The sequence below is a fragment of the Pseudomonas sp. TWRC1-2 genome, assembly GCF_049896685.1.
Taxonomy (GTDB): Bacteria; Pseudomonadota; Gammaproteobacteria; order Pseudomonadales; family Pseudomonadaceae; genus Aquipseudomonas.
On sequence record NZ_JAFCUU010000007.1, the window covers coordinates 25,533 to 45,167 of the forward strand.

The 19,635-nt window shown below is 59.4% G+C and carries 21 protein-coding genes and 1 tRNA gene; 5 read left to right on the forward strand and 17 right to left on the reverse strand.

All coding sequences use genetic code 11. The annotated features are described in order from the left end of the window. Positions 1-165 precede the first annotated feature (165 nt). The 5 genes from ACP7B3_RS20315 (at position 166) to pstB (ending at position 6,185) form a co-directional block, all read left to right on the forward strand. Positions 166-2,163, forward strand: a complete 1,998-nt coding sequence (locus ACP7B3_RS20315) for a PAS domain-containing protein (protein ID WP_262209762.1) — start codon at positions 166-168, stop codon at positions 2,161-2,163. A 306-nt stretch (positions 2,164-2,469) separates the two neighbouring features. Next, positions 2,470-3,486 (forward strand): phosphate ABC transporter substrate-binding protein PstS, encoded by a 1,017-nt coding sequence (gene pstS, locus ACP7B3_RS20320; protein WP_426180500.1) that lies wholly within the window; start codon positions 2,470-2,472, stop codon positions 3,484-3,486. A 55-nt stretch (positions 3,487-3,541) separates the two neighbouring features. Beyond that, positions 3,542-4,537: a phosphate ABC transporter permease subunit PstC gene (gene pstC, locus ACP7B3_RS20325; RefSeq protein WP_145165462.1), complete on the forward strand. Its 996-nt coding sequence runs from the start codon at positions 3,542-3,544 to the stop codon at positions 4,535-4,537. After that, positions 4,534-5,406, forward strand: a complete 873-nt coding sequence (gene pstA / locus ACP7B3_RS20330; protein ID WP_145165349.1) for a phosphate ABC transporter permease PstA — start codon at positions 4,534-4,536, stop codon at positions 5,404-5,406. The genes pstC and pstA overlap by 4 nt, the downstream gene beginning before the upstream one ends. Further along, complete coding sequence (gene pstB, locus ACP7B3_RS20335; protein WP_106578391.1) at positions 5,406-6,185, forward strand: phosphate ABC transporter ATP-binding protein PstB; 780 nt, start codon at positions 5,406-5,408, stop codon at positions 6,183-6,185. The genes pstA and pstB overlap by 1 nt, the downstream gene beginning before the upstream one ends. Positions 6,186-6,391: 206 nt before the next feature. Here pstB and ACP7B3_RS20340 read toward each other — a convergent pair. From ACP7B3_RS20340 to ACP7B3_RS20420, 17 genes are all read right to left on the reverse strand, one after another. Then, positions 6,392-6,467 (reverse strand) — tRNA-Lys (locus tag ACP7B3_RS20340). Between the two features lie 63 nt (positions 6,468-6,530). Further along, complete coding sequence (gene queC, locus ACP7B3_RS20345; protein WP_426180503.1) at positions 6,531-7,208, reverse strand: 7-cyano-7-deazaguanine synthase QueC; 678 nt, start codon at positions 7,206-7,208, stop codon at positions 6,531-6,533. A 1-nt stretch (position 7,209) separates the two neighbouring features. Continuing rightward, a complete protein-coding gene (queE, locus tag ACP7B3_RS20350) occupies positions 7,210-7,857 on the reverse strand; it encodes a 7-carboxy-7-deazaguanine synthase QueE (RefSeq protein ID WP_145165353.1) in 648 nt (215 codons plus the stop codon). 164 nt (positions 7,858-8,021) lie between these two features. After that, entirely contained in the window at positions 8,022-8,855 is an 834-nt protein-coding gene (gene ybgF / locus ACP7B3_RS20355) for a tol-pal system protein YbgF (protein WP_119736970.1), read from the reverse strand. A 6-nt stretch (positions 8,856-8,861) separates the two neighbouring features. Continuing rightward, positions 8,862-9,362, reverse strand: a complete 501-nt coding sequence (gene pal, locus ACP7B3_RS20360) for a peptidoglycan-associated lipoprotein Pal (protein WP_003209827.1) — start codon at positions 9,360-9,362, stop codon at positions 8,862-8,864. Positions 9,363-9,417: 55 nt separating this feature from the next. Beyond that, a complete protein-coding gene (gene tolB, locus ACP7B3_RS20365) occupies positions 9,418-10,698 on the reverse strand; it encodes a Tol-Pal system beta propeller repeat protein TolB (protein ID WP_152745290.1) in 1,281 nt (426 codons plus the stop codon). A gap of 17 nt (positions 10,699-10,715) precedes the next feature. Further along, positions 10,716-11,789 (reverse strand): cell envelope integrity protein TolA, encoded by a 1,074-nt coding sequence (tolA, locus tag ACP7B3_RS20370; RefSeq protein WP_056858573.1) that lies wholly within the window; start codon positions 11,787-11,789, stop codon positions 10,716-10,718. Beyond that, positions 11,789-12,241: a protein TolR gene (gene tolR / locus ACP7B3_RS20375; RefSeq protein ID WP_161635741.1), complete on the reverse strand. Its 453-nt coding sequence runs from the start codon at positions 12,239-12,241 to the stop codon at positions 11,789-11,791. Before tolR ends, tolA begins: the two co-directional genes overlap by 1 nt. A 23-nt stretch (positions 12,242-12,264) precedes the next feature. Next, positions 12,265-12,960 carry a protein TolQ gene (tolQ, locus tag ACP7B3_RS20380; RefSeq protein ID WP_003209819.1) on the reverse strand — a complete coding sequence of 232 codons (696 nt, stop codon included), beginning with the start codon at positions 12,958-12,960 and terminating at the stop codon, positions 12,265-12,267. A 1-nt stretch (position 12,961) separates the two neighbouring features. Next, complete coding sequence (gene ybgC, locus ACP7B3_RS20385) at positions 12,962-13,417, reverse strand: tol-pal system-associated acyl-CoA thioesterase (RefSeq protein WP_071484353.1); 456 nt, start codon at positions 13,415-13,417, stop codon at positions 12,962-12,964. Positions 13,418-13,556: 139 nt separating this feature from the next. Continuing rightward, positions 13,557-14,615 carry a Holliday junction branch migration DNA helicase RuvB gene (gene ruvB / locus ACP7B3_RS20390; protein WP_003193867.1) on the reverse strand — a complete coding sequence of 353 codons (1,059 nt, stop codon included), beginning with the start codon at positions 14,613-14,615 and terminating at the stop codon, positions 13,557-13,559. Then, on the reverse strand, positions 14,616-15,227 hold the full coding sequence (gene ruvA, locus ACP7B3_RS20395) for a Holliday junction branch migration protein RuvA (RefSeq protein ID WP_034100169.1): 612 nt from the start codon (positions 15,225-15,227) through the stop codon (positions 14,616-14,618). It abuts the gene before it with no gap. A 67-nt stretch (positions 15,228-15,294) separates the two neighbouring features. After that, positions 15,295-15,819, reverse strand: a complete 525-nt coding sequence (gene ruvC, locus ACP7B3_RS20400) for a crossover junction endodeoxyribonuclease RuvC (protein WP_016975450.1) — start codon at positions 15,817-15,819, stop codon at positions 15,295-15,297. A gap of 142 nt (positions 15,820-15,961) precedes the next feature. Further along, positions 15,962-16,708 (reverse strand): YebC/PmpR family DNA-binding transcriptional regulator, encoded by a 747-nt coding sequence (locus tag ACP7B3_RS20405; protein ID WP_017139810.1) that lies wholly within the window; start codon positions 16,706-16,708, stop codon positions 15,962-15,964. A gap of 150 nt (positions 16,709-16,858) precedes the next feature. Then, the gene (gene aspS, locus ACP7B3_RS20410) at positions 16,859-18,634 is read right to left on the reverse strand and encodes an aspartate--tRNA ligase (protein ID WP_056858570.1); all 1,776 of its coding nucleotides are present in this window, start codon (positions 18,632-18,634) and stop codon (positions 16,859-16,861) included. 107 nt (positions 18,635-18,741) lie between these two features. Continuing rightward, the gene (locus ACP7B3_RS20415) at positions 18,742-18,963 is read right to left on the reverse strand and encodes an FmdB family zinc ribbon protein (protein WP_017139808.1); all 222 of its coding nucleotides are present in this window, start codon (positions 18,961-18,963) and stop codon (positions 18,742-18,744) included. 169 nt (positions 18,964-19,132) lie between these two features. After that, on the reverse strand, positions 19,133-19,474 hold the full coding sequence (locus ACP7B3_RS20420; RefSeq protein WP_145165355.1) for a ribbon-helix-helix domain-containing protein: 342 nt from the start codon (positions 19,472-19,474) through the stop codon (positions 19,133-19,135). Positions 19,475-19,635 lie beyond the last annotated feature (161 nt).

Sequence of the window (19,635 nt, forward strand, 5' to 3'; positions counted from 1 at the left end):
TGCATCGAGTGTGTCTGGCCAACGTGTCGCGAGTATCCACCGCCTAAACGTCAACACCAATGCTTTGCCAGAGCAAAGTCAGCACCGTACGGGAGGAAGTCGCTGGTGAGATAGGTATCGTAATGACATGATACGGCCCATTTACTCCCACTCGGCCAAACTCAAATGAATACCACTGTCGGGATCGGCTCAGAGCCAAGCGAGCTGGCCGCCACCGGCTTGGGCAGAAGCGAAGCGTTCACCGAGCGCGTTCTGGCCAGCATCAACGATTGCATCAAGGTTCTGGACCTCGACGCCCGCCTCACCTTCATGAGCGAAGGCGGCATGAAAATCATGGAAGTCAGTGACTTCAACGCGATTCGCGGCTGCCCCTGGCCCGACTTCTGGCAGGACAAGGGAAACGCGGATGCCAAGGCTGCCGTACAGGCCGCCAAAAACGGTGAAAGCGCAAGTTTCATCGGCCCCGCCGAGACGCTGGCCGGCAACCTGAAATGGTGGCATGTGCAGGTCAGCCCGATCCTCGACCGTGACGGCCGGCCGGAACAGATCCTCTGTGTCTCGCGTGATATCACCGCCCTGCGTGAAGCCGAAGAGTCCCTGCGCACACTCAACGAATCCCTTGAGCAAAGGGTGATGGAGCGCACCCGCGATCGCGATCGTATCTGGCGCCTGTCGCCGGACCTGATGCTGGTCGCCCAGCTCGACGGCGTCATCTCCGCGGTGAATCCGGCCTGGACACGCATGCTCGGCCACACCGAACACGACTTGGTGGGCAGCCAGCTGCTGGACTTGGTGCACCCGGAAGACCTCGCGGTCTCCTCCTCGGCGGTCAGCCGCCTGGGGGACGGCAAGAATTTTCCCAATTTCAAGAACCGCTACCGCCACCAGGACGGCAGCTACCGCATGATCGCCTGGACCGCCGTACCCGACAGCGACTACATCCACGCGGTGGGCCGGGATATCCAGGCCGAAGAAGAAGCCAAGGAAGCCCTGCGTCTGTCGGAAGACGCCCTGCGTCAGTCGCAGAAGCTTGAAGCAATCGGCCAACTCACCGGTGGCGTCGCACACGATTTCAATAACCTGCTGACGGTGATCAAGTCTTGCGCTGACTTGCTCAAGACGCCTTCTTTGAGCGAAGTGCGGCGCATCAAGTACGTGGAAGCCATCGCCAGCACCGTGGACCGCGCCGCGCGCCTGACCGCCCAACTGCTGACCTTCGCGCGCCGTCAGGCGCTGCGTCCGGAGGTTTTCAATGTCGGCGACAGCGTATTGCGCGTGGGCGAAATGATGGACAGCCTGACCGGCTCACGCGTCAAGGTCACCATCGAGGTGCCGCAGGAACCCTGCTTTATCAATGCCGATGAAAGCCAATTCGACACCGCCCTGGTGAATATGGTGGTCAATGCCCGGGATGCCATGGCCGGCAACGGCCAATTGGCGATCAGGGTGGCAACCGCTACGTGGCTGCCTTCAGTGCGTGCCCACCCGGTGCGAGTCGCCGAGTACGTGACGATTGAGTTGAGCGACACCGGATCGGGCATTGCTCCGGAGAAGCTCGACGCGATCTTCGAACCCTTCTACACCACCAAGGCCATTGGCCAGGGCACCGGGCTGGGCTTGTCGCAGGTGTATGGCTTTGCCAAGCAGTCGGGCGGTGAAATCCTGGTGCGAAGCGAGTGCGGCAAAGGCAGCCAGTTTATGTTGTACCTGCCCAAGGTCGAAGCCGGTTTGATGCCCGTCATCCAGGACAGTCACGACGTACCCATCGCCTCTGACCTGTGCGTGCTGATGGTTGAGGACAATCCCGACGTCGGCCTCTACACCTCGCAGACCCTGGAACAGATGGGTTTCAAAGTGCTTTGGGTCGCGGACGCCAACAGCGCGCTCGAGGCCCTTGCGCCGAACCCGGAAAGCTTCCAGGTGGTGTTCTCCGACATTTCCATGCCGGGCATGAGCGGACTGGAATTGCTCGATGCGCTCGAAGCCCTCTACCCGTGGCTGCCGGTGGTGCTCACCACGGGTTACAACGACGAATTCGCACGTATCGCCAAGGAAGAGGCCCAGCGTTTTGTGCTGTTGCAAAAGCCCTACTCCACCGAAGCATTGGCCGTGCTCTTGCAAAAAGTCGTCAAGAGTCGCCTGAACCTCACCGCACAAAGCTAAGCCTGAGACGGGGCCGCACCGGCCCCGTCTCTAAACACTTCGATTAAGCAGTTCCTCTGCAACAATCAAAAACCATCCCGCACCCCGGCACTGCAACCATAACCCGCAAAACCAACCCTTACCCGTGCCCACACCCCGACATTGAGGCTGGACGAGGGTAAGCCCGCGTTCACCGCCGCAAACATTTCTAAATGTTTCTTCATAAAGCCAAACCGTCATTAAACAGACATATCTCAGGAATTAAATCGTCACGTCTTAGACAGGTGGACCTATCCCACTTAACCCTTCCCTTGAGGTGTTGTCGTGATGTTGCCGACTAAAAAAAGTCTGTCTGTTCTGTTCGCCGCCCTGTGCCTGAGCGGCATGGCCCACGCCACTGACGTTACCGGTGCCGGTTCCAGCTTCGTCTACCCGGTGCTGTCCAAGTGGTCGCAGGACTACAGCAAGAACTCCAGCAACCGCATCAACTACCAGTCGATCGGCTCCGGCGGCGGTATTGCCCAAATCAAGGCCGCCACCGTGGACTTCGGCGCCTCCGACGCCCCGCTGTCCGCCGATGAGCTCAAGGCCGGCGGCCTGGGCCAGTTTCCCAGCGTGATCGGCGGCATCGTGCCGGTGATGAACGTGGAAGGTATTGCGCCGGGCCAGTTGAAGCTCGACGGCGACGTGCTCGCGAAGATCTTCCTTGGTGACATCAAGGCCTGGAACGACCCGGCCATCGCCGCGCTCAACCCGGGCTTGAACCTGCCGGTGGCGAACATCACCGTGGTGCACCGCTCCGACGGTTCGGGCACCTCGTACAACTTCACCAACTACCTGGCCAAAGTCAGCGACAGCTGGAAAACCAAGATCGGTTTCGGCACCACTGTGCCGTGGCCGGTGGGTGTGGGCGGCAAAGGCAACGAAGGCGTTTCGGCCTACGTGAAGCAGATCAAGAACTCTATCGGCTTTGTGGAATACGCCTACGCCTTGCAGAACAAGATGACTTACACCCAGTTGAAGAATGCGTCGGGCAAATTCGTCAAACCTGACGCCAAAGCGTTCCAGGCAGCTGCGGATACCGCCGACTGGGCCAACGCCAAGGACTTCAACCTGATCATGACCAACGCCCCAGGCGAAGGCGCGTGGCCGATCACGGCGACCACCTGGATCATCATGTACAAGCAGCCCAAGAATGCCGAGCAAAGCCAGGCGGCGTTCAGCTTCTTCAAATGGTCGCTGGAAAAAGGCCAGCAACAGGCAGCAGCGCTGGACTACGTAGCCCTGCCGGACTCCCTGGTGTCGCGCATCGAAGGTTACTGGAAGTCTGACTTCGCCAACTGATTCGCCCTACAACCGCCTTGCTCATTGATTGAGGGAGGCGGTGAGCACATCTGATATGAACGACACCGTCCACCCGCTGGTTATGAGTACTCACGCAGGCGACACCGCGGGCGACCGTCGTGCCACCCGCGATCAACGCCACGATTTGTGGTTCAAACGCTCGATGTTCGGCGCAGCCATGCTGGTGTTGGTGCTGCTGGGTGCCATTGCCGCCTCGACCCTGTGGGGCGGCGGCCTGGCGTTCAAGACCTTCGGGTGGAGCTTTATCACCAGCACCGAATGGGATGCGGTGAACAACCACTTTGGGGCTGTGGTGCCGATTTACGGCACCTTGGTCACCTCGTTTCTGGCCTTGCTGATTGCGGTGCCGGTGAGCTTTGGCATTGCGATTTTTCTTACCGAAGTCGCACCGCCGTGGCTGAAGATGCCGGTCGCGTCGGCCATTGAACTGCTCGCCGGTATCCCCTCGATCATCTATGGCATGTGGGGCCTGTTCGTGTTCGGGCCGTTCATGGCCGAACACCTCTCGCCCTTGATCAATGACTACCTGGGCGCCCTGCCCTTCGTTGGCTCGCTGTTCCAGGGCCCGCCGTTGGGAATTGGCATGCTCACTGCCGGCATCGTGCTGGCGGTGATGATCATGCCGTTTATCACCTCGGTGATGCATGAGGTGTTTCGCAGTGTGCCCACGCCGCTGAAAGAATCGGCCTACGCGCTTGGCAGCACTACCTGGGAAGTGGTGTGGGACATCGTCTTGCCCTACACCCGCTCGGCCGTCGTAGGCGGGATCTTTCTCGGCTTGGGCCGCGCCCTTGGCGAGACCATGGCCGTGACCTTTGTATTGGGTAACGCGCAACAGTTTTCCGCGTCCCTGCTGATGCCCAGCAGCTCGATCGCTTCCGTCATCGCCAACGAATTCAGCGAGGCCTACACCGACCTGCATCGCTCCGCGCTGATCGCCTTGGGCTTCTTGCTGTTTATCGTGACATTCGTGGTGCTGGCACTGGCACGCCTGATGCTGATGCGCTTGTCGCGTAAGGAAGGGTTATGAACACTCACGAACGCCTGTATCGCCAGCGCGCGCTTAAAAACGCCGTGGCCATGTTCCTCAGTTGCGGCGCCACCGCCTTTGGCTTGCTGTGGCTGGCGTGGATTCTGCTGACCACCCTGATCAATGGGTTCCAGGCTCTGAACCTGCGCCTGTTTACCCAGATGACCCCGCCACCCGGCACCGAAGGCGGGCTGGCCAATGCGTTTTACGGCAGCGCGCTGATGTCCGGCATCGCCCTGTTGATTGGCACGCCCATCGGGCTGATGGCGGGAATCTGGTTGGCGGAGTTCGCCCGCCACTCGCGCCTGGGCACCACGGTGCGGTTTATCAACGACATCCTGCTGTCGGCGCCATCGATTGTGCTGGGCCTGTTTATCTACACCGGCGTCATCCTGCCGCTGAACCTGCTGACTAACCATCAGGTCGGGTTTTCCGCCATCGCCGGTGCCCTGGCCCTGGCTCTGCTGGTGATCCCGGTAGTGGTGCGCACCACCGATGAAATGCTCCAGTTGCAACCTTCGACCATGCGCGAGGCAGCCCTGGCATTGGGTGTACCGCAATGGAAGTTGACGCTGCAGATTGTGTTGAGAGCGGCCAAGGCCGGCGTCGTCACCGGCATCCTGCTCGCTCTGGCACGGATCACCGGGGAAACCGCGCCCTTGCTGTTCACCGCCTTCGGCAATCAGTTCTGGAGCAGCAACCTGCTCAAGCCGATTGCCAGCGTACCCGTGGTTATTTTCCAGTACGCCATGAGCCCGTTCGATGACTGGCACGCGCTCGCCTGGGCGGGTGCACTGGTGCTGACGCTGTTCGTGCTGGTGCTGAGCCTCACATCCCGCCTGATTCTTTTACGCAATAGGTCTCACTGATGGACGCTACCGGCATTGCTCACGAAAAAACCAAAATCCAGGTGCGCGGGTTGGAGTTTTTCTACAACAACCAGCGCTCGCTGAACGCCATCGACATTGATATCCCGGAAAAACGCATCACCGCCATCATCGGCCCCTCGGGCTGCGGCAAATCCACCCTGCTGCGCGTGTTCAACCGCATCTACTCGATGTACCCCAAGCAGGAAGCCCGTGGCGAAGTGCTGCTCAACGGCGAAAACATCCTCGCTCCCGGCTACTCGATGAACCGCCTGCGCAGCCACGTGGGCATGGTGTTCCAAAAGCCGGTGCCGTTTCCGATGTCGATCTACGACAACATCGCCTATGCCGTGCGCCACCACGAAAAACTTTCCCGCCGCGAAATGAACGATCGCGTCGAACAAGCCCTGCGCGGCGGCGCCCTGTGGGATGAGGTCAAAGACAAACTCAACCAGAGCGCACAGAGCCTCTCCGGTGGTCAGCAACAGCGACTGTGCATCGCACGCACCATCGCGCTGCGCCCGCAAGTGTTGCTGCTGGACGAGCCGACCTCAGCGCTCGACCCCATTTCCACCGGGCGCATCGAGCAATTGATTACGGAGTTGAAGACGCAGTACACGGTGATCATCGTGACCCACAACATGCAGCAGGCCGCACGGGTGTCAGACAACACCGCGTTCATGTTCATGGGGGAATTGATTGAGTACGGCAAGACCGACCAGATCTTTACCACGCCGAAGATGAAGCAGACTGAGGACTACATTACCGGGCGGTTTGGGTAACCGCTCGGCGTGGCAAAGCATTGGGGCTTGGTGGCGGGCTCAGTCCGAGCGGGCTGAGTTTACGTATTGTTCGATGCACAGGTCGCGATAGTCTGTACGCCAAGGACGCGCAGGAGCCTGGCGTCGCAAGGCCCAAATCACAGGCAAAAAAAAACCCGGAAATCCTCACTTGCGTGGGCCTTCCGGATTTTCTAAACCGCCAAAAATGGTGGGTCGTGTGGGATTCGAACCTACGACCAATTGGTTAAAAGCCAACTGCTCTACCAACTGAGCTAACGACCCGCTGTGTGGTGGCGCGTATAATACTGATTCCTAAGGATTATTCAACACCTTATTTTAAATAAATCAGAAATAACGCGTGGGGTCAGTAATTCCGGCCGCTTGGAAGCCTTCTGCGCGCAGTCGGCAGGCGTCGCATTTCCCACATGCACGGCCGTCATCGTCTGCCTGATAGCAGGAAACAGTCAGCGTGTAATCGACGCCAAGTCCTACACCAGTCTTCACAATGTCCGCCTTGGTCATGTTCTGCAGCGGCGCCTGAATACGGAAGCCCTGCCCCTCTACGCCGGCCTTGGTGGCCAGGTTGGCCATGCGCTCGAACGACTCGACGTACGCTGGCCGGCAGTCCGGATAGCCGTTGTAGTCCAGCGCGTTGACGCCGATGAAGATGTCGCGAGCATTCAATACTTCAGCCCACCCAAGGGCCAGGGACAGAAATACGGTGTTGCGCGCTGGCACGTAGGTCAGCGGAATGCCTTCACTGGGCGCCTCGGGCACGTCAATGCTGCTGTCGGTGAGCGCGGACCCGCCGATGCCATTGAGGTTGAGACCGATCACCTTGTGTTCGACCACGCCCATGTCACGGGCCACGCGCGCGGCGGCGTTCAGCTCGGCGTGGTGGCGCTGGCCGTAGTCGAAACTCAGGGTGTAGCAGCTGAAGCCTTGGGCGCGGACCATGGCCACCAGGGTGGCGGAGTCCAGACCGCCGGAAAGCAGGATGACTGCACGCTTGTGATCAGCCATATCAGCGCCCCGGCTCGTCATTCCACAGGTATTTGTGCAGCTGCAACTGCAGGCGCACCGGCAGGTTGTCCGCCACCACCCAGTCAGCCAGGTCGCGAGCGTTCAGGTCGTGATGGCTGGGAGAGAACAGCACCTCGCCTGCACGACGGTCCAGCCCGTACTGGATCAGCTTGGAAGCCGCCCAGTCATAATCGTCGCGGGAACAGATCACGAACTTGACCTGATCGTTGGCGGTCAGCAGGTCCATGTTGGCGTACAGGTTGCGGTGCGCTTCTTTGGAGCCAGGGGTCTTGAGGTCGACCACACGGCTGACGCGCGGATCCACGGCCGAGATGTCCAGGGCGCCGCTGGTTTCGAGTGAAACCTCGTAACCGGCGTCACACAGCCGCTTGAGCAGTGGGATGGCATTGGGCTGGGCCAGGGGTTCGCCGCCCGTCACACAGACGTAGCGCGGCTTGAAGCCGGCAACCTGCTCGATGATGTCGTCCAGGGTGCGCACGGTGCCGCCGCTGAAGGCGTAGGCGCTGTCACAGTATTGGCAACGCAAGGGGCAGCCGGTCAGCCGTACAAATACAGTAGGCAGGCCAGCAGTGCGCGTTTCACCCTGTAACGAGTAAAAAACTTCGGTAATACGTAATGTGTCTTGCATAGTCGCCACGGGCGTAACAGCTAAACAGGCTGTCCGCCTCCGTCAGGCACTTCAAGGAATTGCGCAAACGCGTAAACCCCAGGAAGCGTGTTTCATAAAAGGGCGTGGATTCTAACGAAAAAACCCGCGCCAGGCGCGGGTTTCTTCTAAACGGGAAGCATCGCTTACAAGCGCTGCAGGTCCCGCTGGGCCAACTGGGCAGCGGAGGTACCCGGATACTGGGCAACCACCTGCTGCAGAATGCCTTTGACCTTGTCGGTGTGACCCAGGCGGCGTTCTACGTCAGCGAGTTTGTACAGCGAATCAGGCACCTTGGCGTGCTTTGGGTAAAGCTGGCTGACCTTGGCAAAAGCCTGGCCTGCACCTTGCAAATCACCCTTGGCCAAGTTGACCTCGCCCAACCAGTACTGGGCATTGCCCGCGTATTGGCTGTTCGGGTATTTGCGCAGGAATGCGGTAAAGGCCTGGCTGGCCTTATCGAAATCCTTGGCTTTGATCAGGTCGAAGGCTGCATCGTAATACAGCTTTTCCTTCGCCGGATCACCCGGTTCGCTGCTGGCAGCAGGGGCTTGGCTTGCCGCCGCGGCCCCTGCTGCTGCACCACCGGCGGCGCTTGGTGCGCCACCGGCAGAAGAATTATCAGGAGTGGCGGCAGGTGTAACGCCGGCTCCAATGCGTCGGTCAAGATCCTGGTAACGCTCCAGGCCTTCTTGCTTAAGCTGGTTCACTTGATTCTGCAGAACCTCAATCGTGCCTTGTTGTTGCGACAATTGATCCTGCATGCGTTGCAGCTGGTTGAACAGCTCGCCCTGTGCCGAGGGAGCGGACGTAGCCGCTCCCCCAGCATAGGCGCCGTTCGTGCCATAACCCGCTGGCGGATAACTGCTCCCGCTATTGTTATAGCCAGAGTTGCTATCTTCCACAGGAACCGCAGCCCACACCGCAAGCGGTGCGAGGCTGAGAGCCAATACAGTTAGAGCACGACGGCACGTTCGCATGACGAATTACTTACGCAGTTCGACGCGACGGTTTTGAGCCCAGGACTGCTCGTCGTGGCCAGTAGCAACTGGACGCTCTTTACCGTAGGAAACCAGTTCCAGTTGGCCTGGAGCAACACCTTGCAGTACCAGGTAGCGCTGAACGGCTTTCGCACGACGCTCGCCCAGTGCCATGTTGTACTCACGAGTACCACGTTCGTCAGTGTTACCTTCCAGAACAACGCGAGCGCCGTTAGCTTTCAGGTCCTTCGCGTGAACGTCCAGAGCGCGCATGGCTTCTGGCTTCAGGTCCGAACTGTCGTATTCGAAGTAGAAAGTGGTGATAGCGCGCAGAGCAGCTTCTTCGCTCAGGGAGCCGTCAACTGCACCAGTGTTAGCGCCGTAACCAGCGTTTGGATCAACAGCTGCGCCTTCACCGGCATTGTCGCCGCCTTTAGACGAGCAACCAACGGCTACGGACAGAGCCAGAGCCAGAGCAGCAAACTTACCAAACTTCAGCATTTCCATCGTGAAACTCCTAATGAACCCCAGTGTGTTAAGTACTTCTTTTTGTAGCGCCGCGTCAGTTCAGGTAAGGGGACCAGGACGGTTCTCTGACTTCGCCTTGAGCGGTAGGAAGCGGGAGCCTTACGCGTCCATTAATGGACACGAGCATCAAGACTCCCCGGCCCTGCTGGCGGGTGGCGTAGATTACCATGGTGCCGTTGGGCGCAACAGTAGCTGACTCATCAAGGTTGGTATCTGTGAGGATTTTTACGGTTCCGCGCTGCAAATCCTGGGCCGCAACCCGGAAATTAGTGAAACCATCCTGACGGTGAATCATCACCAACGTCTTTTCATCAGCCGAAAGCTTAGGGTTGGCATTGTAGTTACCAATAAAGGTCACGCGTTCTGCGCCACCGCCACCTACGCTTGTTTTGTAGATTTGAGGCTTGCCGCCACGGTCGGAGGTGAAGTAGATGGTCGAACCATCCTTACCCCAGAACGGTTCGGTGTTGATGCCCGGGCCGCTGGTAACACGGCTGATCTGGCGCGAAGCCATGTTCATCACGTAGATATCAGGGTTGCCGTCTTTGGACAGTACGAACGCCAGGCGCGAACCATCCGGCGACCAGGCTGGCGCACCGTTGAGGCCTTCGAAGTTGGTGATCTGCTCGCGACGACCGGTATCGATGTGCTGAACGAAGATGCGTGGACGACGCTGCTCGAACGATACGTAGGCAATACGCTTGCCGTCCGGCGCAAAGCGCGGCGACAGGATTGGCTCACGCGATTGCAGCAAGGTCACAGCGCGTGCACCGTCGTAGTCCGAACGCTGCAAGGTGTAACGAGTGTTGTCTACAGAGAAACGCTCAGCCGTTACATACAGCAGACGCGTCGAGAAAGCACCTTTGATACCGGTGAGCTTTTCAAACGACTGGTCGGAGATGTAGTGCGCCATGTCCCGCAGTTGTTCGGCGGTGCCCGAAACGCTGCCGGTCAAGACCTGCTGCTCGGTGGCCACGTTGAACAACGTGTACTGGATCTGCAGGCGACCGCCGGCCGGCGTGATGTTGCCGACCATCAGGTACTGGGCGCCCACTGCCTTCCAGTCACGGAACACAACTTCGCTAGCCTGGTTAGGCTGGCTGATCATGTTGCCTTTCGGAATCGGCGCGTAGTAACCGGAGTTGCGCAGGTCGTCACTGACGATCTGGGCCATGTCGTCCGGCAGCACGCTACCGCCCTGCCAGCCGAACGGTACTACGGCAATCGGGGTGGCCCGATCGCTACCGCTGGTAACCAGAATGTTCTTTTCATCCGCCGCCGCTATCCCTGCCATACAGCAAATAACGACAAGCATTCCTCGAAGAAGGTTTCTCACAAGGCTAGATCCTCAGGTGTGAATGTCATCTTGAATGAACGATAGGGAGCGAAGTCGCTTGGTTTCATTCCCTGCATCTCGGTCAACCGGCCAATGTTCTTGACCGCGGCAACCGCCGAACTGTCGAACGAACCGTCACCACTGGACTTGGCCACGCTGACCGAAGTCACCGTACCGTCCGGCAACATGCCGATCTGCAGCACTACTGTCATGCCTTTGCGTGCCGAAGGTGGACGTGTCCAGCCTTCCGCTGCTCGTGCCCGAATCAGGTCGTCGAAACTGCCCGCGACTTCATCACCACGCTCATCGGCCAAGGCTTGCTGACGCTGCGGCGTGTCGGAAAGCAAATCTGCCAAGGCCTGGGCCTTTTTCTCTTCGGCGGATTTACGTGCTGCTTCCTGGGCCTTTTTCTTGCTGGCGTCGGCGGCAGCTTTCTTCTTCGCGTCGTCGGCGACTTTCTTCTTCGCCTCGTCTGCTTCAGCTTTTTTCTTGGCGTCTTCGGCGGCTTTCTTCTTCGCGTCTTCGACTATCTTTTTCTTGGCTTCTTCAGCGGCCTTTTTCTTGGCCTCTTCTTCAGCAGCTTTTTTGGCTTCTTCTTCAGACTTCTTCTTAGCTATATCAGCCAATTGTTTCTCTTCGGCTTTTTTAGCTTCGGCAGCTTTGTCGGCTTTCTTGGCTTCATCAGCCTTTTTCGCCTCGTCAGCTTTCTTGGCTTCGTCAGCCTTTTTCGATTCCTCGGCCTTTTGAGCCGCCTCTTCTTTCTTTTGTTCCGCAGCAGCCTTCACCGCTTCCTGCTCGACCTTCTTCTGTTCCATCTGTTCGACTTCAGTCTGGCGCGCAGCCGACTTCTGGGCCTCACCCGCAATCTTCTGATTGGTCTGGGTGGTGGCCTGACTTTTCGATTTCAGCTGATACAGGGTCGCCTGCACGATCGGCTTGGCTGGCGGCAGGTCCGGGGTCATGGCAAAGCTGACGAACAGCATGCCAAACACCAGGACGTGCAGGGCAATTGCCCAGACGCTAGGCCAGAAGTAGCTTTCCGAGGCGGACGGCTCTCGCTGTTGCTGCATCAGGGCGCCTCGGTAATCAAGCCAACGTTACCCACGCCGGCCTTCTGCAGCCCACCCATGGCGCCCATGACTGAACCATAGTCGACCACTTTGTCGCCGCGAATGAACACCTGGGTGTGCTTGCCGCCTTCGTTGCCGGCCCGAATGATCTTAGTCACGGCATCGGTCATCTGCGGCAAGGTCATGGCCTTGTCCTGCTGTTTCTGGGTGTCGACTTCGCTGCCAAGGTTCCAGTAATAGGTCTTGTCAGCCTTGATCGAAATGGTCAGGACCTGAGTGTTGTTGTCTTGCGGCAAGGCTTCGCTGGAAACCTTGGGCAGATCAACCTTCACGCCCTGATTGAGCATCGGCGCGGTCACCATGAAGATGACCAGCAGCACCAACATCACGTCGATGTAAGGCACTACGTTCATCTCGGCGACCGGCTTGCGCTTTTTGCGAGCTCGAGCGATTAAAGCCATTGGGAATTACCTGCTTATTCTTCGCTGGTGTGCACTTTACGGTGCAGGATCGCCTGGAATTCATCGGCGAAGGTGTAGTAACGGCTGATCAAGGTCTCGCCGCGCGCGGCAAAACGGTTGTAGGCAATTACTGCGGGGATAGCAGCGAACAAGCCAATCGCGGTGGCGATCAGGGCTTCGGCGATACCCGGGGCCACGGTGGCCAGGGTCGCTTGCTGGGCCTGAGCCAGGCCACGGAAGGAGTTCATGATGCCCCACACCGTACCGAACAGGCCGATATACGGGCTCACGGAACCGACGGTGGCGAGAAACGGCAGGCTCTGCTCCAGCTTCTCTTCTTCACGGGAAATCGCGACGCGCATGGCACGGGCCACGCCTTCCATGACCGCTTCCGGGTCAACGCCCGGTTGCTGACGCAGGCGAGAGAATTCCTTGAAGCCGGCGCGGAAGATCTGCTCGACGCCCGAATCCGGGTCCGGGTTGCTGCCGGCCTGACGGTACAGCTTGGACAGGTCGATACCCGACCAGAAGCGCTCTTCGAAGCTCTCCAGGGCACGTCGACCGGCACGCAGCAAATTGCTGCGCTGAAAAATCATGACCCAAGAGGTAACCGATGCGGCTACCAGGACCAGCATCACCAGTTGAACCACGACACTGGCATTGCTGACCAGGCTCCACATGGAGGAATGGTCGACGACGGTAGGTTCCACGCTAAATCTCCTGCTTTGATTGTTTACCCGCGCCGCTTACGCCGGCAAAGGCCGCACGTAGAGCTTCGGGAATGGCCCGGGGTTTCAAACTATTGGTGCGCACACAGGCCACCAGGAACTGCCCCTCGCAGAGCAGCGTTGCATCCGTTGCCCGCCTGACTTGCTGTTTAAAGCGCAGGCTGACACGGTTCAATTCGATTACTTCAGCGCTGACCAGTAACTCGTCGTCCAATCGCGCCGGTGCGTGATAACGCGCCTCGCTGGAATGCACGACGAATAACAGGTCCTCCCCTGCCAGCTGGGATTGGGCAAAGCCCAGCTCCCGTAGCCGCTCGGTTCGAGCCCGCTCCATGAACTTGAGGTAGTTGACGTAATAAACGATGCCGCCGGCATCGGTGTCCTCGTAATAAACGCGACAGCGATGTGCGAACGACTGATCCCCGTTTTGCGCGCGCATACTCTAGTGCTTACTCCTCAGGTTGCCAATCCGGCTGGGCAACTGTTTTTTCATTCTCTGAAACATTTGCAGCAACTGAATGACGCTACCAGCCACTAGGACAGCACAAACCTCAGATAAATCGACTGACGTGAGCTTTTTAATCGTCCACTGCATCCAGGAATTCGTCTACTACAGGCATCTCGCCCAATCGTGACGGAATGTTTAACCCGAAGTGCAGATAAGCATGACGCGTCACCACCCGCCCCCTTGGCGTGCGCATGATGTAACCCTGCTGGATCAGGTACGGTTCCAGCACATCCTCAATGGTATGACGCTCCTCGCTGATCGCCGCCGCCAGACTGTCCACACCCACCGGGCCGCCGTCGAACTTCTCGATCATGGTCAAGAGTAGACGTCGATCCTGATGATCGAAGCCATGTTCGTCCACATCCAGCAGGTTCAACGCCAAATCGGCCACGGCCTTGGTGATATGCCCCTTGGCGCGCACTTCAGCAAAATCGCGCACACGTCGCAGCAAACGGTTGGCGATCCGCGGCGTGCCTCGCGCTCGACGGGCGATTTCAAACGCGCCTTCCGGGTCGAGCGGCAACCCCAGGATGCTCGCCGAACGACTGACAATCGTCGCCAGGTCTGCGGTGCTATAGAACTCTAGACGTTGAACAATGCCGAAACGGTCTCGCAGCGGGTTGGTCAGCATGCCCGCGCGGGTGGTCGCGCCCACCAGGGTGAACGGCGGCAGGTCGAGTTTGATCGAGCGGGCCGCCGGGCCCTCGCCGATCATGATGTCGAGCTGAAAATCTTCCATGGCCGGGTACAGCACTTCTTCGACGATGGGCGACAACCGGTGAATCTCGTCGATAAACAGCACATCGTGCGGCTCAAGGTTGGTCAGCAAGGCCGCCAGATCACCCGGACGCTCCAGCACCGGGCCGGAGGTGGACTTGATCGACACGCCCATCTCCTGGGCGATGATGTTCGCCAGTGTGGTTTTACCCAGCCCCGGCGGGCCGAAGATCAAGGTATGGTCCAGGGACTCGCTGCGCCCGCGCGCGGCCTGGATAAACAACTCCATCTGCTCGCGCACGGTGGGCTGGCCGATGTATTCGGCCAGGCTCAGCGGGCGGATGGCCCGGTCCTGGACTTCTTCACGGTCGCGCGGGCCAGTGGCCGCGATCAGACGATCAGCTTCAATCACTTAAATCATTCCCTTCAGGGCTCGGCGGATCATGTCTTCGCTGCTCAGGTTCTTATCCTTGATGGCCGATACGGCTTTGCTCGCTTCCTGCGGCTTGTAGCCCAGGGAGATCAACGCACTGACCGCATCGCTCTCGGCGCTGGCGACCTGGCTTGCCGGCATGTCCGGCTGGTTCGGCACCAGGGCAAACATGCTCGGTACCACTTCCCAGGCCTTGAAGCGGTCCTTGAGTTCCACCAGCAGACGCTCAGCGGTTTTCTTGCCGACACCCGGCACTTTGGTCAACGCCGAAGTGTCCTGGGCCGAGACCGCGCGCACCAGCTCATCGACTTCCAGGCTCGACATCAACGCCAGCGCGAGCTTTGGCCCCACGCCATTCAAGCGGATCAGCTCGCGGAAAAAGTCGCGGTCGCGCTTGCCAATGAAACCGTAGAGCAGTTGCGCGTCTTCCCGTACCACCAGATGGGTGTGCAGGGTCAGTGGCTCGCCGACCGACGGTAGGCGATACAGGGTAGTCATGGGCACTTCCAGCTCATACCCCAACCCATTGACATCCAGAATCAGGTGCGGCGGCTGTTTCTCAGCCAGGGTGCCGCGCAAGCGTCCAATCACGGTTCAGATCCTTAAAGCTTGGGGTCAGATCGAGGCCTGACCGGAAATAACGATTGCGCTGATGCTATCAGAGACGCAGTCGGCCGCCACGACTGCGTGCTGTGCCCAGGCCGTGCGGCAGCAAGCTTGAGCGCGTGTGCGCATGGCAAATGGCAATGGCCAGGGCGTCGGAGGCGTCGATTTGTGGTTTTGAAGTGAGCTTGAGCATGTGCATGACCATCATCTGCACCTGCTCCTTATTCGCCGCACCGGTGCCGACCACGGCCTGTTTGACCTGGGTGGCGGTGTACTCGGCGATTTCCATGCCCTCCTCCGCACCGGCGACAATCGCGGCGCCACGGGCCTGACCAAGCTTGAGCGCGGAGTCGGCGTTTTTGGCCATGAAGACTTTTTCGATGCCCATGGTCACCGGCCCGTAGGTCTGGATCACTTCACGCACGCCGCGGTAGACAATCTGCAGGCGCTCGGCCAACTCGCCCGCACCGGTGCGAATGCAGCCCGAGGCGACGTAGACGCAGCCGCGCGGGGTCTGTTGCACCACGCCAAAACCGGTGATGCGCGAACCGGGGTCGATACCTAGGATTAAAGTCATAACGCCTGCAGTTTTGTGGATACAGATAGACCCAATGTGGGAGCGGGCTTGCTCGCGAAAGCGGCCATTCAGTTAATGCATCAAATGACTGACACATCGCATTCGCGAGCAAGCCCGCTCCCACAGGGGACCCTCATTGTTCTCAGGTGAGCTGCTCGGCTACAGATTCCGGGATGTCGGCGTTCGAGTACACGTTCTGCACGTCATCCAAGTCCTCAAGCATATCCAGCATCTTCAGCACTTTCTGCGCGCCATCCAGGTCCAGTTCGGCGCTGGTGGTCGGCAGCATCACGATTTCCGCGTCGGTGCCTTTGAAACCTGCCGCTTCCAGGGCGTTGCGCACCGCATAGAAGCCGGCGAAGGAAGTGAACACGTCGATGGAGCCGTCTTCGTTGGTCACCACGTCGTCGGCGTCAGCCTCCATCGCAGCTTCCATCAGCGCGTCTTCATCCGTACCCGGCGCAAAGGTGATCTGCCCTTTGCGCTCGAACAGGTAGGCCACCGAACCGTCGGTGCCCAGGTTGCCGCCGCATTTGCTGAACGCATGGCGCACGGCTGCCGCAGTACGGTTGCGGTTGTCGGTCATGCACTCGACCATCACCGCCACGCCGCCCGGGCCGTAGCCTTCGTAGCTCAGCTCGACCATGTCGTCGGTGTCGGCGGCGCCGGCACCACGGGCCACGGCGCGGTCGATGATGTCACGGCTCATGTTCGCGCCCAAAGCCTTGTCCAGCGCCAGGCGCAGACGCGGGTTGGAGCCCGGGTCACCACCGCCTTGGCGGGCAGCAACGGTCAGCTCGCGAATCCACTTGGTGAAAATCTTGCCTTTCTTGGCATCCTGACGCTCTTTGCGGTGCTTGATGTTCGCCCACTTGGAATGGCCAGCCATAACACAACTCCGAAATTCTCTAGAAACCTTATCAATCCCGCCCCAGGCAGGATTTTCCTCTTAAAAGCACAACCCTTGTAACGCAAAGGCGCATCCGAAGATGCGCCTTTTTAGACTGCGTAAACCTCAGTGCGCTTTCACGCAGCAGCCTTACTCAGCCTTTGGCGTCTCGCGCAGACGGATGTGCAACTCGCGCAGCGCCTTGGCATCCACCACGCCCGGAGCCTGGGTCATTACGTCCGCAGCACTCTGGGTTTTCGGGAAGGCGATCACTTCACGGATCGACTGGGCGCCGGTCATCAGCATCACCAGACGGTCCAGACCGAATGCCAGGCCACCGTGCGGCGGAGCGCCGTACTTCAGGGCATCGAGCAGGAAGCCGAATTTCTCTTCCTGTTCCGCTTCGTTGATGCCCAACAGGCGGAACACCGCTTGCTGCATCTCTTTGCGGTGGATACGGATTGAACCGCCACCCAGTTCGGTGCCGTTCAAGACCATGTCGTAGGCACGCGACAGCGCGCCTGCCGGGTTGGCTTCCAACTCTTCAGGCGAGCACTTCGGTGCAGTGAACGGGTGGTGCAAGGCGCTGAAGCTGCCGTCGTCGTTCTCTTCGAACATCGGGAAGTCGACGACCCACATCGGTGCCCACTTGCAGGTCAGCAGGTCCAGGTCGTGGCCCAGCTTGATCCGCAGCGCGCCCAGGGCTTCGCTGACGATCTTGGCTTTGTCGGCGCCGAAGAACACGATGTCGCCGTCAACCGCACCGACGCGATCGAGGATCGCGTTCAGGTTGTCCAGCGGAATGTTCTTCACGATCGGCGATTGCAGGCCGTCAACGCCATTGGCGCGCTCGTTGACCTTGATGTACGCCAGGCCCTTGGCACCGTAGATGCCGACGAACTTGGTGTAGTCGTCGATCTGCTTGCGCGGCATGCTCGCGCCGCCAGGCACGCGCAGGGCGGCGATGCGGCATTTAGGGTCGTTGGCCGGGCCGCTGAACACCTTGAAGTCGACTTCCTTGAGCTGGTCGGCCACGTCCACCAGTTCCAGCGGGATACGCAGGTCTGGCTTGTCGGAACCATAGCGGCGCATGGCTTCTTCGAAGGTCATGTGCGGGAACTCGCCGAATTCCAGGTCCAGCACTTCCTTGAACAGGTTGCGGATCATTTGTTCGGTCAGGCCCATGATCTCTTTTTCATCGAGGAAGCTGGTCTCGATGTCGATCTGGGTGAATTCCGGCTGGCGGTCGGCGCGCAGGTCTTCGTCGCGGAAGCACTTGGCGATCTGGTAGTAACGGTCGAAGCCGGCCACCATCAGCAGCTGCTTGAACAGTTGCGGCGATTGCGGCAAGGCGAAGAAGGAACCGGCGTGGGTACGGCTCGGCACCAGGTAGTCACGCGCGCCTTCCGGGGTGGCCCGGGTGAGGATCGGCGTTTCGACGTCGAGGAAGCCGTTTTCGTCGAGGAAGCGGCGGATGCTGGTGGTCATGCGCGAACGCAGGCGCAGCTTCTCGGCCATTTCCGGACGACGCAGGTCCAGGAAGCGGTAGCGCAGGCGAGTTTCTTCGCCGACGTCGGAGTATTCGTTGAGCGGGAACGGCGGGGTTTCCGACTCGTTCAGCACTTCCAGCTCGTAACCCAGCACTTCAATCGCGCCGGACGCCATGTTCGCGTTCACGGCACCGGCCGGACGCAGGCGAACCTTGCCGGTGATTTTCACAACATATTCGCTGCGCACGCGGTCGGCGGCGGCGAAGCTTTCAGCGCGGTCCGGATCGAACACCACCTGGGCCAGACCATCACGATCACGGATATCGAGGAAGATCACCCCGCCGTGGTCACGGCGACGGTGGACCCATCCGCACAGGGTGATTTCCTGACCATCCAGGGTCTCGTTCAGTTGGCCGCAATAGTGGCTGCGCATCATGATAGTGGTTTCACTTCTCGTAATTCGAATTTCGGTGGAGGCTCGCCTCGTCACCGTACAGTTAAGCAGGGGACGGATAATGCAGGAGCCTGCGCGTAGAGTTCAACTCAGTCTGCTTTGTCGCCGCCCGCCAGATTCTTCTTGGCGCCGGTCTTGAAGTCGGTCTCGTACCAGCCACCGCCGCTCAGGCGAAAGCCCGGCATGGACAACATCTTCTTCAGCTCAGGTGCCTGGCAGGCAGGGCAATCGACCAGCGGCGCTGCGCTGATTTTCTGAATGGCTTCCAACTGATGACCACAGGAAGCACATTGATAATCGTACATGGGCATGGAGATGTCTCGGCGATCAGATCATTACTGCGCTGCACCCGCCCTGTGGGTAAAGACCCGGCACGCGCAGCAAAGCGCGGGATTATATCTGGTAAATCGAAGCAGCGCAGCCGGCTTTCTGCCCCAGGCCTTGCCCGCCCGGGCAGCGGGCCGGCCCGGTGCCACCTGACTAGTCAGGGTGGTGCGACGCCGTACTGCCTTTTAATACGTGAACCACGCACACCACCCTGACCAAGCCACTGAAGTTCTTCACTCCTCCGTAACGCAAATGCACTTCCCGATCGACATAAGACAGCAATGCGCTGACTGAGCAGGCATTGAGCCTGGCTATCTCCGTGAGGATATTCCAATAGATCTGCTCGAGCCGCAGGCACGTGGAAAACCCGTTGAGCCTGACCGACCGGGACAATGGCTTGGCCAGTCCCATATCGAACCCTTTAGCAAAAGGATCGACTTTTATCTTATGAAAACCACAGGTTTCCATCACTCCACTACCCACTCCGCGTGACATACACCTGACACTCCATTGCCAAACAGCAGCCCATGGGTTTCTCCCATCGGACAGTGGCCCTATAAAACAGCAGGACGTGCGAGGCAGCCAGAAGACGCGGAGTCGATAGTCGTAGGACAACGCCAGGAAGCGCAGAGAAACAAGCGAGCGGCGCCAGGACG